Source organism: Streptococcus sp. UMB1203 (assembly GCF_030217725.1).
Taxonomy (GTDB): Bacteria; Bacillota; Bacilli; order Lactobacillales; family Streptococcaceae; genus Streptococcus.
Genome location: NZ_JASOOK010000024.1, coordinates 1 through 13,520, shown reverse-complemented (window position 1 = coordinate 13,520; position 13,520 = coordinate 1). Strand labels below are relative to the sequence as shown.

The 13,520-nt window shown below is 42.7% G+C and carries 13 protein-coding genes; all 13 read left to right on the top strand.

Annotated elements, in window-relative coordinates; all coding sequences use genetic code 11:
* Positions 1–48 precede the first annotated feature (48 nt).
* The 13 genes from QP439_RS06900 (at position 49) to lepA (ending at position 13,348) form a co-directional block, all read left to right on the top strand.
* Positions 49–846: a formate/nitrite transporter family protein gene (locus QP439_RS06900; protein ID WP_261041438.1), complete on the top strand. Its 798-nt coding sequence runs from the start codon at positions 49–51 to the stop codon at positions 844–846.
* Between the two features lie 147 nt (positions 847–993).
* Positions 994–2,274, top strand: a complete 1,281-nt coding sequence (locus tag QP439_RS06895) for an O-acetylhomoserine aminocarboxypropyltransferase/cysteine synthase family protein (protein WP_049499382.1) — start codon at positions 994–996, stop codon at positions 2,272–2,274.
* 95 nt (positions 2,275–2,369) lie between these two features.
* On the top strand, positions 2,370–3,644 hold the full coding sequence (locus QP439_RS06890; RefSeq protein WP_004254571.1) for a DUF2130 domain-containing protein: 1,275 nt from the start codon (positions 2,370–2,372) through the stop codon (positions 3,642–3,644).
* Between the two features lie 10 nt (positions 3,645–3,654).
* Complete coding sequence (gene truB, locus QP439_RS06885) at positions 3,655–4,533, top strand: tRNA pseudouridine(55) synthase TruB (RefSeq protein WP_285388958.1); 879 nt, start codon at positions 3,655–3,657, stop codon at positions 4,531–4,533.
* Positions 4,534–4,642: 109 nt separating this feature from the next.
* Positions 4,643–5,281, top strand: a complete 639-nt coding sequence (gene udk, locus QP439_RS06880) for a uridine kinase (protein WP_001181376.1) — start codon at positions 4,643–4,645, stop codon at positions 5,279–5,281.
* Between the two features lie 126 nt (positions 5,282–5,407).
* Positions 5,408–6,748 carry an exodeoxyribonuclease VII large subunit gene (xseA, locus tag QP439_RS06875; RefSeq protein WP_285388955.1) on the top strand — a complete coding sequence of 447 codons (1,341 nt, stop codon included), beginning with the start codon at positions 5,408–5,410 and terminating at the stop codon, positions 6,746–6,748.
* Complete coding sequence (locus QP439_RS06870) at positions 6,726–6,938, top strand: exodeoxyribonuclease VII small subunit (protein ID WP_000043226.1); 213 nt, start codon at positions 6,726–6,728, stop codon at positions 6,936–6,938. Before xseA ends, QP439_RS06870 begins: the two co-directional genes overlap by 23 nt.
* Positions 6,935–7,810, top strand: coding sequence for a polyprenyl synthetase family protein (locus QP439_RS06865; protein ID WP_285388953.1), 876 nt, complete (start codon positions 6,935–6,937; stop codon positions 7,808–7,810). Before QP439_RS06870 ends, QP439_RS06865 begins: the two co-directional genes overlap by 4 nt.
* On the top strand, positions 7,803–8,618 hold the full coding sequence (locus tag QP439_RS06860) for a TlyA family RNA methyltransferase (protein ID WP_285388951.1): 816 nt from the start codon (positions 7,803–7,805) through the stop codon (positions 8,616–8,618). The genes QP439_RS06865 and QP439_RS06860 overlap by 8 nt, the downstream gene beginning before the upstream one ends.
* Complete coding sequence (locus QP439_RS06855; RefSeq protein ID WP_285388949.1) at positions 8,611–9,042, top strand: arginine repressor; 432 nt, start codon at positions 8,611–8,613, stop codon at positions 9,040–9,042. Before QP439_RS06860 ends, QP439_RS06855 begins: the two co-directional genes overlap by 8 nt.
* A gap of 6 nt (positions 9,043–9,048) precedes the next feature.
* Positions 9,049–10,716, top strand: coding sequence for a DNA repair protein RecN (gene recN / locus QP439_RS06850; RefSeq protein ID WP_285388947.1), 1,668 nt, complete (start codon positions 9,049–9,051; stop codon positions 10,714–10,716).
* A gap of 1 nt (position 10,717) precedes the next feature.
* A complete protein-coding gene (locus QP439_RS06845) occupies positions 10,718–11,446 on the top strand; it encodes a metallophosphoesterase family protein (RefSeq protein ID WP_285388945.1) in 729 nt (242 codons plus the stop codon).
* 78 nt (positions 11,447–11,524) lie between these two features.
* Positions 11,525–13,348: a translation elongation factor 4 gene (gene lepA, locus QP439_RS06840; protein WP_001047207.1), complete on the top strand. Its 1,824-nt coding sequence runs from the start codon at positions 11,525–11,527 to the stop codon at positions 13,346–13,348.
* The last annotated feature ends 172 nt before the right edge of the window (positions 13,349–13,520 follow it).

The window sequence follows — 13,520 nt, the reverse complement described above, 5'->3', positions numbered from 1 at the left end:
GAAAGTTTGTGATATAATTATCAGGTAAAAAATTTTTAGGAGTTTATTATGGTTTCTTCAGAATTTATCTCAAAGATTGAATTTGCTTGCAAGAAAAAAGAAAGTCTTTATAGTCAAAGCAAATTTAAGTATGCGATTCGTTCTATGTTCGCAGGTGCATTTTTAACCTTCAGTACGGCTGCAGGTGCAGTTGGGGCTGATTTGATTAATAAAATCGCACCAGGTAGTGGACGATTCCTCTTTCCATTTGTCTTTGCTTGGGGCTTGGCCTACATTGTTTTCTTGAATGCTGAGTTGGTAACATCAAACATGATGTTTTTGACTGCTGGTAGTTTCTTGAAAAAAATCTCTTGGAGAAAAACAGCTGAGATTTTACTTTACTGTACCTTGTTCAACCTTATTGGGGCCTTGATAGCAGGTTGGGGCTTTGCTCATTCGGCAGCCTATGCAAATCTGACACACGATAGTTTCATCTCAGGTGTTGTTGAGATGAAGTTAGGTCGCTCAAATGAATTAATCTTGCTTGAGGCGATTTTGGCAAATATTTTCGTAAATATTGCGATTCTTTCATTTGTTTTGGTCAAAGATGGTGGCGCCAAACTTTGGCTTGTGTTGTCGGCGATTTACATGTTTGTATTCTTAACAAACGAGCACATTGCTGCGAACTTTGCTTCTTTCGCGATTGTAAAATTCAGTGTTGCTGCGGATTCAATTGCTAACTTCGGTGTTGGAAATATGCTTCGCCACTGGGGGGTAACCTTCGTTGGAAACTTTATCGGAGGAGGCCTCTTGATGGGTCTTCCATATGCTTTCCTCAATAAAAATGAAGATACTTATGTAGATTAAGAAAATGAGCACGATTGATTCGTGCTTTTTTCATTTTTAAAATAAGGTAATAGCTGTTTCTTATATCAAAATATAGAAAGCTAATATTTGTAAACTATACCTTAAGGTGCTACAATATCCTTAATCAAACTATTTGGAGGTCGCCTTATGACTCGTGATTTTAAATTTGAAACTTTGCAACTGCATGCTGGTCAAGTTGTGGATCCAGCTACCAAGTCTCGTGCAGTGCCGATTTATCAAACAACATCTTTTGTTTTTGATGACACGCAGGAAGGTGCAGATTTGTTTGCCTTGAGAAAACCAGGGAACATTTATACTCGTATCACCAACCCTACAACAGCTGCCTTTGAAGAAAGAATTGCAGCTCTCGAAGGTGGTGTTGGAGCTCTTGCAACAGCATCAGGTATGGCCGCAGTGACTTATACGATTTTGGCTCTTGCTCATGCAGGTGACCATGTAGTTGCAGCATCAACTATTTATGGTGGAACCTTCAATCTTTTGAAAGAAACCCTTCCTCGTTATGGTATCACAACAACCTTTGTCGACGTGGATAATTTGGAGGAAGTGGAAGCAGCTATCAATGACAATACCAAGCTTGTTCTGATTGAAACCTTGGGTAACCCCTTGATTAATATTCCAGATTTGGAAAAATTGGCAGAGATTGCTCATAAGTACCAAATTCCACTTGTTTCGGATAATACCTTTGCCACACCTTACTTGATTAATGTCTTTTCTCACGGTGTAGATATTGCCATTCACTCTGCGACTAAGTTTATCGGTGGCCATGGTACGACTATTGGTGGAGTGATCGTTGATAGTGGTCGTTTTGACTGGGCAGCTTCAGGAAAATTCCCTCAATTTGTTGAGGAAGACCCAAGCTATCACAACTTGAGCTATACTCGTGATGTAGGTGCAGCAGCCTTTATTATCGCTGTCCGTGTCCAATTGCTTCGTGATACAGGTGCAGCCTTGTCACCATTTAATGCCTTCCTCTTGCTTCAAGGACTTGAAACCCTTTCACTTCGTGTGGAACGTCATGTACAAAATGCTGAGAAAATTGTTGATTTCCTTGTCAACCATCCTAAGGTAGAAAAAGTCAACTATCCAAAACTTGCAGATAGTCCTTATCATGCCTTGGCTGAGAAATACTTGCCAAAAGGTGTGGGTTCAATCTTTACTTTCCATGTCAAAGGTGGGGAAGCAGAAGCCCGCAAGGTAATTGATCATTTAGAAATCTTCTCTGACCTTGCAAACGTGGCAGATGCTAAGTCTCTTGTTGTTCATCCAGCCACAACCACTCACGGTCAATTGTCAGAAAAAGATCTAGAAGCAGCAGGTGTCACACCAAATCAAATTCGTTTGTCAATCGGTCTTGAAAATGTAGAAGATTTGATTGAAGACTTGCGCTTGGCCTTGGAAAAAATTTAAAGAAAAAGAAGATAAACAGTGGGTTTCGACTCGCTGTTTTTGATTTTCCTTCAGGCATGATATAATGGTTACAGAAGTCTAGAAAGAGGAACGATATGAACGAAATCAAATGCCCTAACTGTGGGGAAGTCTTTACAGTAAATGAAAGCCAGTATGCCGAACTTTTGTCCCAAGTGAGAACGGCAGAGTTTGATAAGGAACTGCACGATCGCATGAAGCAGGAACTGGCTTTGGCTGAGCAAAAGGCTATGAATGAGCAACAGTCTAAACTAGCTCAAAAAGACCAAGAAATCGCGCAATTGCAGAGTCAAATCCAAAATTTTGCTACAGAGAAAGAGTTGGTCAAGAAAGAGGTTGAACAGACAAGTCATCAGGCTCTCTTGGCCAAGGACAAGGAAGTGCAGGCCTTGGAAAACCAATTGGCTACCTTGCGTTTAGAGCATGAAAATCAACTGCAAAAGACCCTTTCAGACTTAGAAAAAGAACGTGATCAGGTCAAAAATCAGCTCCTCTTGCAAGAAAAGGAAAATGAGTTATCTTTGGCTTCTGTTAAACAAAACTATGAAGCCCAGCTTAAAGCAGCCAGTGAACAAGTCGAATTTTACAAGAACTTTAAGGCTCAACAATCTACAAAAGCGATTGGGGAAAGTTTGGAACAGTATGCAGAGAGTGAGTTTAACAAGGTCCGTAGTTTTGCCTTTCCAAATGCTTACTTTGAGAAGGATAACAAGGTCTCTGCGCGTGGGTCTAAGGGGGACTTTATCTTCCGTGAATCTGATGAAAATGGAGTAGAAATCATTTCCATCATGTTTGAGATGAAAAACGAAGCAGATGGAACAGAGAAGAAGCATAAGAATGCGGACTTCTACAAGGAATTGGACAGGGACCGTCGGGAGAAGAACTGTGAGTATGCCGTTTTGGTGACCATGCTTGAGGCTGATAACGACTACTTTAACACAGGGATTGTTGACGTTAGCCACGAGTATGAAAAGATGTATGTGGTCCGTCCTCAGTTCTTTATCCAGTTGATTGGGCTTTTGCGAAATGCGGCTCTTAATTCTCTAAAATATAAGCAGGAGTTGGCCTTGGTTCGGGAGCAAAATATTGATATTACACATTTTGAGGAAGACTTGGATGCCTTTAAACTAGCCTTTGCTAAGAACTACAACTCAGCTTCGACTAACTTTGGCAAAGCCATCGATGAAATCGACAAGGCCATCAAACGCATGGAAGAGGTCAAGAAGTTCCTAACCACATCCGAAAACCAACTTCGCCTCGCAAACAATAAATTGGAAGATGTTTCGGTCAAAAAATTGACTCGAAAAAATCCAACTATGAAAGCGAAGTTTGAAGCATTGAAGGGGGAGTGAGAAAGCAAAAATGAACGGTATTATCAACTTAAAAAAAGAAGCGGGGATGACCTCGCATGATGCGGTTTTTAAACTGCGTAAGATTTTGGGAACCAAGAAAATTGGTCATGGTGGGACCTTGGATCCGGATGTAGTGGGTGTTTTGCCCATTGCGGTTGGCAAGGCGACCCGCATGGTCGAGTTTATGCAGGATGAGGGCAAGGTCTATGAGGGGGAAATCACTCTTGGCTATTCAACAACGACTGAGGATGCCAGTGGAGAAGTGGTCGCTGAGACACCCGTTCTGTCGCCCTTAGATGAAAATCTTGTCGATGAAGCGATTGCTAGCTTGACTGGGCCTATTACTCAGATTCCACCTATGTATTCGGCTGTCAAGGTCAATGGTCGTAAGCTTTATGAGTATGCGCGTGCTGGTCAAGAAGTAGAGCGTCCAGAGCGTCAGGTGACCATTTATCAATTTGAGCGGACAAGTCCGATTTCTTATGAGGGGAATCTAGCACGTTTTACCTTTCGTGTGAAATGTAGTAAGGGGACTTACATCCGTACCTTGTCAGTTGACTTGGGAGAAAAATTGGGTTATGCGGCCCATATGTCGCATCTGACTCGAACCAGTGCGGCTGGTTTGAAACTAGAAGATGCTCTTACCTTGGAAGAAATTGCTGAAAAAGTGGAGGCTGGCCAATTGGACTTTCTCCATCCTCTAGAGATTGGAACGGGGGATCTTGTTAAAGTTACCCTAACTCCAGAAGAGGCTACAGAAGTACGCTTTGGTCGTTTTATAGAGCTCGAACAAACAGAACAAGAATTAGCTGCCTTTGAAGGCGATGCATTGCTAGCCATTCTAGAAAAACGGGACAATCTCTACAAGCCAAGAAAGGTTTTTAGCTAGTCTAACTGGGGTGTAGGGAGTGTTATTTCCCATAGACTATTGAAACCAGACTATAAATTTTGTAAAAAATGTGATAGAATAGACGACGGATAAAAAAACGGAGGATAGCATGCAAAATAGACCAATCATTATCGGAGTGACAGGTGGTTCTGGTGGTGGTAAGACCAGTGTTTCAAGAGCCATTTTATCGCATTTTCCAGATGAAAAGATTTCCATGATTGAGCATGATTCATACTACAAGGATCAGTCTCATTTGACCTTTGAAGAGCGTGTCAAAACCAACTACGACCATCCTTTTGCCTTTGATACAGACTTGATGATTGAGCAGATTAAGGAATTGTTGGCAGGGCGTCCGGTGGACATCCCGACTTATGACTATACAGAGCATACACGGAGTAGCAAGACTTATCGTCAGGAGCCTCAAGATGTCTTTATCGTTGAGGGGATTTTGGTCTTGGAGGACAAGCGTCTGCGCGATTTGATGGATATCAAGATTTTTGTGGATACGGATGATGATGTGCGCATTATTCGTCGTATCAAGCGCGATATGGAAGAACGTGGCCGTAGCCTTGATAGCGTCATTGACCAGTACTTAGGTGTAGTTAAACCTATGTATCATCAGTTTATCGAGCCAACCAAGCGTTATGCTGATATCGTCATTCCTGAAGGGGTTAGCAATACAGTTGCTATTGACCTGTTGACGACCAAGATTGCAAAGATTTTGGAAGAAGCTCGAAACAGCAAATAATCAGACGTGGAGGCCTTGCCTCCTTTTCTATTTTTCTCTCATAATGGTACATAAATGGAGATTTTTAGGCATATTTTTGGTATAATAATACCCATGAAAGAGCAAGAAAATGAATAGTAGGTGGAGATGGAAAAGTATTTATCGGTGACAACTTTGACCAAGTATCTGAAAATGAAATTCGATAAAGACCCTTACTTGGAACGGGTCTATTTAACTGGTCAAGTTTCCAACTTTCGTAAACGACCTACTCACCAATATTTCTCCCTAAAAGATGACCATGCAGTTATTCAAGCGACCATCTGGTCTGGGATTTATCAGAAATTAGGTTTCGACCTGGAAGAAGGAATGAAGATCAATGTGATTGGGCGTGTACAGGTCTATGAACCAAGTGGTAGCTACTCCATCATCATTGAAAAGGCAGAGCCTGATGGAGTTGGTGCGCTTGCGATTCAGTTTGAACAACTCAAGAAAAAATTGACAGAAGAAGGCCTGTTTCAAGAACGCTTCAAGCAACCTCTGCCCCAATTTTCTAAGAGAATTGGTGTAGTGACCAGTCGCAGTGGAGCCGTGATTCGAGATATTATCACGACCGTCAGCAGACGCTTTCCAGGTGTTGATATCCTTCTCTATCCGACCAAGGTTCAAGGTGAAGGGGCTGCAGAGGAAATTGCTCGAAATATTGCGCATGCCAATCAACGGGACGATTTGGACTTGCTGATTATTGGTCGTGGTGGAGGTTCCATCGAGGATCTCTGGGCCTTTAACGAAGAGATTGTGGTACGGGCTATTTTTGAATCTCGCTTGCCAATCATTTCTAGTGTGGGGCATGAGACGGATGTGACCTTGGCGGATTTTGTGGCAGATAGACGAGCTGCGACACCGACTGCTGCGGCTGAACTAGCAACACCTGTGACCAAGTTGGATGTATTAGCTCATTTGCAAAATCAGGAAAAACGGATGGCAACAGCAGTCCGAAATGTCCTATCTAAGAAACAAGAATTTTTGAAAAAATGTAGTCAGTCAGTCATCTTTAGACAGCCAGAGCGTTTGTATGATGGTTATTTGCAACGCTTGGATCAACTGCAACTGCGATTAAAACAAAGTTTGCGAGCACGGATTTCTGATAACAAACAGCTAGTACAAGCAAGGACCCATCAACTAATCCAATTATCACCTGTTACCAAAATCCAACGTTATCAAGACCGACTTGGTCAGTTGGATAAGCTCTTACGTAGCCAAATGGCGCTGGTTTATGATGCCAAGGTTGCTGAAGTCAAGCGACTTTCAGAAGCCTTGTTGATGTTGGATACCAGTCGAATCGTGGCGCGTGGCTATGCTATTGTCAAAAAAGAAGAGTCCGTAGTTGATTCGGTTGAAAATTTGAAGAAAAAAGACCAAGTGACGCTTTTGATGCGAGATGGTCAAGTAGAATTAGAGGTTAAAGATGTCAAAACAAAAGAAATTTGAGGAAAATCTAGCAGAACTGGAGACCATTGTCCAAAGTTTGGAAAATGGTGAAATTGCTCTGGAAGATGCGATTGCGGCCTTTCAAAAGGGCATGGTCTTGTCAAAAGAGCTCCAAGCGACGTTGGACAAGGCTGAAAAGACCTTGGTCAAGGTCATGCAAGAAGACGGAACAGAAAGTGATTTTGAATGAAGAAGCAAGAAAAATTAGCTCTTGTCGAGTCGGCCTTGGAAGATTTTTATGGAGACCAGCAGTTTGCTTCTAGTTTGCGAGAGTCTGTTCTCTATTCCATTCATGCTGGTGGCAAGCGTATCCGTCCTTTTCTCTTGTTAGAAGTTCTGGAAGCTTTGCAGGTTGCCATCAAACCTGCTCACGCGCAGGTAGCTGCTGCCTTGGAAATGATTCATACAGGGAGCTTGATTCATGATGATCTTCCAGCTATGGATGATGATGATTACCGTCGAGGGCGGTTGACCAATCACAAGAAATTCGGTGAAGCTATGGCCATTTTGGCTGGAGATGCTTTATTCCTAGATCCTTATGCTTTGATAGCGCAGGCAGATTTGCCAAGTCAGATCAAGGTGGACTTGATTGCCAACTTATCGCTTGCTTCAGGAAGTCTGGGCATGGTGGCAGGACAGGTTTTGGACATGGAAGGCGAACACCAGCATTTGTCTTTGGAAGAACTCCAGACTATTCATGCTAATAAGACTGGAAAGTTACTAGCCTATCCCTTCCAAGCAGCTGCCATCATAGCCGAATTGGCACCTGAAATGCAGGCAAAACTGAAAACTGTTGGGGAACTAATTGGTCTTGCTTTTCAAGTTCGAGATGATGTGTTAGATGTGACCGCCAGTTTTGAGGAAATCGGCAAGACACCACAAAAGGACCTACAGGCAGAAAAATCAACCTACCCTGCCTTGTTGGGTTTGAAAGAGGCTATTGCCTTTTGTAACCAGACTTTGGATCAAGCTAATGCCAAATTAGACGACATTGCCCAGCAGGTTCACTTTGAAACAGAATCGATTGTAAAAGTAGTAGAAAGTTTGAGAATCAATGGCTAAGGAAAGAGTGGATGTACTAGCTTATAAACAGGGCTTGTTTGAAACGAGAGAGCAGGCCAAGCGTGGTGTCATGGCTGGCCTAGTCGTAGCAGTCATTAATGGAGAACGGTTTGACAAGCCAGGAGAGAAAATTCCAGATGACACCGAGCTAAAACTCAAGGGCGAGAAACTCAAGTATGTCAGTCGTGGTGGTTTGAAACTGGAAAAGGCCTTGCAGGTCTTTGAATTATCAGTGGAAGGGGCAACAACGATTGATATCGGGGCCTCTACTGGAGGATTTACCGATGTCATGTTGCAAAATGGTGCCGAGTTGGTCTTTGCAGTCGATGTTGGTACCAATCAGTTGGCTTGGAAATTACGCCAAGACCCACGGGTTATCAGCATGGAGCAGTTCAATTTCCGCTATGCTGAAAAGACTGATTTCGAGCAGGAACCGAGCTTTGCCAGTATTGACGTGAGTTTCATTTCCCTCAGTCTGATCCTTCCAGCCTTGCACCGTGTCTTGGCTAATCAAGGTCAGGTTGTAGCTTTGGTTAAGCCCCAGTTTGAGGCAGGTCGTGAGCAGATTGGAAAAAATGGAATCATTCGAGATTCCAAGGTTCACCAGAATGTTCTTGAAGCTGTCACAGCTATGGCAGTAGAGGAAGGCTTTTCAGTCCTTGGTTTGGACTTTTCTCCCATCCAAGGCGGACATGGAAATATTGAGTTTTTAGCGTATTTGAAAAAAGAAGAGTCAGCAAGCAATCAGGTTCTTGCTGAAATTGAAGAAGTAGTAGAGAGGGCGCATAGTCAATTTAAAAATGAATAAAAAAGAGAGACTTGAAAAAATTAGACGATTTGTGACAGATTATCAAATCGGTACGCAAGAAGAAATTGTAGAACACTTGAAAGAGGCAGGAATCAGTGCTACTCAAGCGACGGTATCCCGAGATATCAAAGAGCTAGGCATTGTCAAAATTCCTTTGAGAGACAACACCTATGTCTATGAATTGCCAAAATCAATCGTAAAAAGTTTGCAACTGGCTGAAGACAATATCGAATCGGCTGAATTGATGGATAAGATGATCAATCTCCAAGTCATTCCAGGAAATACAGCCTTTGTAAAAGCTCAGTTAATTGAGACTTTTACGGACAAGATTTTTAGCTGTTTAGCTGATGATAGCTCGATTTTAGTCATTGCCAGAAGTGAAAGTCTAGCAGAGGAAATCTTTGAACAAGTAAAAAATTGGTAGGTCTATATGTTACTTGAAATTTCGATAAAAAACTTTGCCATTATTGAGGCTATTTCCCTCAATTTTGAAAAAGGAATGACTGTTCTGACTGGTGAAACGGGTGCAGGGAAGTCGATTATCATTGATGCCATGAATATGATGTTGGGAGCTCGTGCTACGACAGATGTTATTCGTCATGGTGCGCCAAAGGCAGAGATAGAGGGGCTTTTCTCAGTTGAGAATAGTCGCCTTTTGCAGGAAATTTTTGATGAGCAAGGTTTGGAAATGGGGGATGAAATTATCATCCGTCGGGAAATCTTGCAAAATGGTCGGAGTATCAGTCGTGTGAATGGCCAGATGGTCAATCTGTCTGTATTGCGTGCTATTGGGCAACATCTGGTGGATATACATGGCCAGCATGACCAAGAAGAGTTAATGCGTCCTCAACTTCATATCCAGATGTTGGATGAATTCGGTGACGCAGCGTTTTGGGACTTGAAAGAAACCTATCAAACGAGTTTTGATGCTTATCGAAAAATGCGTAAGCAGGTTCTGGAAGTCAAGAAAAACCAACAGGAACACAAGGCACGTATCGAAATGTTGGAATTTCAAATGGCAGAGATTGAGGCAGCAAACTTGCAAGCAGGTGAGGACTTGTCTCTTAACCAAGAGCGAGATAAACTCCTCAACCATAAAAATATTGCGGATACCTTAACCAATGCCTACAGTATGTTAGACAATGAAGATTTTTCAAGTCTGGCCAATGTTCGTTCAGCCATGAATGACATGGAAAGTGTCGAAGAGTATGACCCTGAATACCGTGAAATTTCAAGCTCTTTGTCTGAGACCTACTATGTCTTAGAAGATATTAGCAAACGTTTGGAAGCAATCATTGAGGATCTTGATTTTGATGGAAATCGCCTCATGCAAGTCGAGAATCGTTTGGACCTCCTTCATACCATTACGCGTAAATATGGTGGGACTGTGGACGATGTCTTGCTTTATTTTGCCAAGATTACGGAAGAATACAATCTCCTGACAGGCAATAATCTTTCTTCTGAAGACATGGAAGCAGAGCTCAAGAAATTGGAAGTCAATCTTGTTGATTTGGCAGGCCAGCTTGCATCTGCTCGTCATGACTTGGCCCAGCAGCTAGAAGCAGAGATTAAACAAGAATTGCAAGACCTTTATATGGAAAAAGCCCAGTTTCAGGTTCGTTTTAGCAAGGGCAAATTCAGTCGTGAGGGAAATGAAATGGTCGAGTTTTACATTTCAACCAACCCTGGTGAAGACTTTAAACCCTTGGTTAAGGTTGCGTCTGGCGGGGAATTATCCCGTCTCATGCTAGCCATTAAGTCTGCCTTTTCTCGTAAAGAGGGTAAGACAAGTATTGTCTTTGATGAAGTGGATACGGGAGTTTCAGGTCGTGTAGCTCAAGCGATTGCTCAGAAGATTCACAAGATTGGCCAGCATGGTCAGGTTCTGGCTATTTCTCATTTGCCACAAGTGATTGCGATTGCGGATTATCAATTCTTTATTGAAAAGATTAGCAATGACCATTCAACGGTTTCGACTGTTCGTCTCTTGACGGTTGAAGAGCGCGTGGAGGAAGTTGCTAAGATGTTGGCAGGTGATGATGTGACGGAAGCAGCCCTGACACAAGCCAGAGAATTGTTGAGAAACAGGGAGAAATAAGATGACAAACTATTATGTGATTGGAGATGTTCACGGAAAAGCTGGGATGCTGGAAGACCTTCTCAAAACATGGGATGGTCAGACTCAGTTGCTCTTTCTAGGGGATTTGATTGACCGTGGTGAAGATAGTCGCCGTGTCCTAGAGATGGTTAAGGACTTGGTCGATAATCAAGGGGCAATCTGTTTGTCAGGAAACCACGAGTATATGTTTTTGACTTGGCTCGATAACCCAGAAGAAAGCTATGACCACTATCGACGCAATGGTGGAGATACAACCATTAACTCTATCCTAGGTCGTCCCTTGGATGCACCGGTTGATGGAGTAGAAGATGCCAAGCGTGTTGCTACTGAAGCAGCAGACTTGGTCGAATTTATTCGTCAAATGCCTTTTGTGGTAGAGACAGATAAGTATATCTTTGTTCACGCAGGTATTGATTTGACCTTGGATGACTGGCATGAAACCACAGATTACAAGAAAGTATGGCTTAGAAAACCATTCCACGAAGCAGAAAATCATACTGGAAAAACCATTGTCTTTGGCCATACACCAGTTTATGGTTTGTTAAAGCAAGAGCGTGGTACAGCTGAGCTTTGGACTACAGAAGATGGCAAGATTGGGATGGACGGAGGAGCTGTTTATGGTGGTGTCCTTCACGGGATTGTCTTTACAGACCAAGGAATGACAGAACACCACTTTATCGAAAATGACGGCTTTGTCGCTGAAGATTAGTACTCCTAGCAGGGTATGGTCTTGTCAAAATGTCAAAAACAATTTATAATAAATAGATACCCTGAAAGGAAGAGAATCATGAACTTAGAAGAATTGAAAAAACGACAGGAGAAGATCCGTAACTTCTCTATTATCGCCCATATTGACCACGGGAAATCGACTCTAGCAGACCGCATTTTGGAAAAGACAGAGACGGTTTCAAGCCGTGAAATGCAGGCCCAGCTTTTGGATAGCATGGATTTAGAGCGAGAACGTGGGATTACCATTAAGTTGAATGCCATCGAGTTGAATTACACGGCAAAAGATGGCGAGACTTATATTTTCCACTTGATTGACACGCCGGGACACGTTGACTTTACCTATGAAGTTTCACGTTCGCTCGCTGCCTGTGAGGGGGCGATTTTGGTGGTCGATGCTGCTCAAGGGATTGAGGCTCAAACCCTTGCCAACGTTTATCTGGCCTTGGACAATGATTTGGAAATCATGCCAGTCATTAACAAAATTGACCTGCCAGCAGCGGATCCAGAGCGCGTGCGTACTGAGATTGAGGATGTGATTGGTTTGGATGCCAGTGAAGCAGTATTGGCTTCTGCCAAGGCTGGTATCGGTATCGAAGAAATCCTCGAGCAAATCGTAGAAAAAGTACCAGCACCAACGGGTGATGTGACGGCGCCACTTAAGGCCTTGATTTTCGACTCAGTTTATGATGCCTACCGTGGGGTTATTCTCCAAGTTCGTGTTATGGACGGAGTGGTCAAACCTGGCGATAAGATTCAGCTTATGAGCAATGGCAAGACTTTTGATGTGACTGAGGTTGGAATTTTCACTCCTAAGGCAGTTGGTCGTGATTTCCTTGCGACTGGTGACGTTGGATATATTGCAGCTTCTATCAAGACGGTTCAGGACACTCGTGTGGGTGATACTGTTACTTTGGCAACCAATCCTGCGGCAGAGCCACTACATGGCTACAAGCAGATGAATCCTATGGTCTTTGCGGGTCTATATCCAATTGAATCAAACAAGTACAATGATCTGCGTGAAGCCCTTGAAAAATTACAACTGAATGATGCTAGTCTCCAATTTGAACCAGAAACATCTCAGGCACTTGGATTTGGTTTCCGTTGTGGTTTCCTTGGACTTCTCCATATGGATGTTATCCAAGAGCGTTTGGAACGCGAGTTCAACATCGACCTCATCATGACAGCGCCATCTGTTATTTATAAAGTTAATTTGACCGACGGTGAGTCTATGGATGTGTCGAACCCATCTGAGTTTCCAGACCCAACTAAGATTGCGACCATTGAAGAGCCTTATGTTAAGGCGCAAATAATGGTACCGCAAGAGTTTGTTGGAGCAGTGATGGAATTGGCTCAGCGCAAGCGTGGAGACTTCGTGACTATGGACTATATTGATGATAACCGTGTCAATGTTATCTATCAAATTCCACTTGCTGAAATCGTATTTGACTTCTTTGATAAACTTAAGTCTTCGACACGTGGTTATGCAAGCTTTGACTACGAATTGTCAGAGTATCGCCCATCTAAGCTGGTCAAAATGGACATCCTTCTCAATGGAGACAAGGTTGATGCCCTTAGCTTTATCGTTCATAAGGATTTTGCTTACGAACGTGGGAAACTTATCGTTGATAAGCTCAAGAAAATTATCCCTCGCCAACAATTTGAAGTTCCAATCCAAGCAGCTATTGGACACAAAATTGTGGCTCGTACTGATATCAAGGCCCTTCGTAAGAACGTACTTGCTAAGTGTTATGGTGGTGACGTTTCTCGTAAACGTAAACTCCTTGAAAAACAAAAAGCTGGTAAGAAACGTATGAAAGCCATCGGATCAGTAGAAGTTCCACAAGAAGCCTTTCTTAGCGTCTTGAGCATGGATGAGGAATAAGTTATCATAATTGTTTTTCTTGTTCACAGGAAATTTACATAAGAATCAATAGTAAAGCAGGCTTAAATGGTCTGCTTTTTTTGGTTTTTGGAATATAAAAGGCTCTTTGTCAACTGTAGTGGGTTGAATAAAAGCTAAAACCGAGAAAGGACAAATTTCGTCCTTTCTTTTT

Coding starts and splice junctions, on each gene's coding strand:
- lepA (WP_001047207.1), top strand. CDS start 11,525: ATGAACTTAGAAGAATTGAAAAAACGACAGGAGAAGATCCGTAACTTC.
- udk (WP_001181376.1), top strand. CDS start 4,643: ATGCAAAATAGACCAATCATTATCGGAGTGACAGGTGGTTCTGGTGGT.
- QP439_RS06870 (WP_000043226.1), top strand. CDS start 6,726: ATGTCAAAACAAAAGAAATTTGAGGAAAATCTAGCAGAACTGGAGACC.
- QP439_RS06900 (WP_261041438.1), top strand. CDS start 49: ATGGTTTCTTCAGAATTTATCTCAAAGATTGAATTTGCTTGCAAGAAA.
- QP439_RS06855 (WP_285388949.1), top strand. CDS start 8,611: ATGAATAAAAAAGAGAGACTTGAAAAAATTAGACGATTTGTGACAGAT.
- QP439_RS06860 (WP_285388951.1), top strand. CDS start 7,803: ATGGCTAAGGAAAGAGTGGATGTACTAGCTTATAAACAGGGCTTGTTT.
- QP439_RS06845 (WP_285388945.1), top strand. CDS start 10,718: ATGACAAACTATTATGTGATTGGAGATGTTCACGGAAAAGCTGGGATG.
- xseA (WP_285388955.1), top strand. CDS start 5,408: ATGGAAAAGTATTTATCGGTGACAACTTTGACCAAGTATCTGAAAATG.
- QP439_RS06865 (WP_285388953.1), top strand. CDS start 6,935: ATGAAGAAGCAAGAAAAATTAGCTCTTGTCGAGTCGGCCTTGGAAGAT.
- QP439_RS06890 (WP_004254571.1), top strand. CDS start 2,370: ATGAACGAAATCAAATGCCCTAACTGTGGGGAAGTCTTTACAGTAAAT.
- recN (WP_285388947.1), top strand. CDS start 9,049: ATGTTACTTGAAATTTCGATAAAAAACTTTGCCATTATTGAGGCTATT.
- truB (WP_285388958.1), top strand. CDS start 3,655: ATGAACGGTATTATCAACTTAAAAAAAGAAGCGGGGATGACCTCGCAT.
- QP439_RS06895 (WP_049499382.1), top strand. CDS start 994: ATGACTCGTGATTTTAAATTTGAAACTTTGCAACTGCATGCTGGTCAA.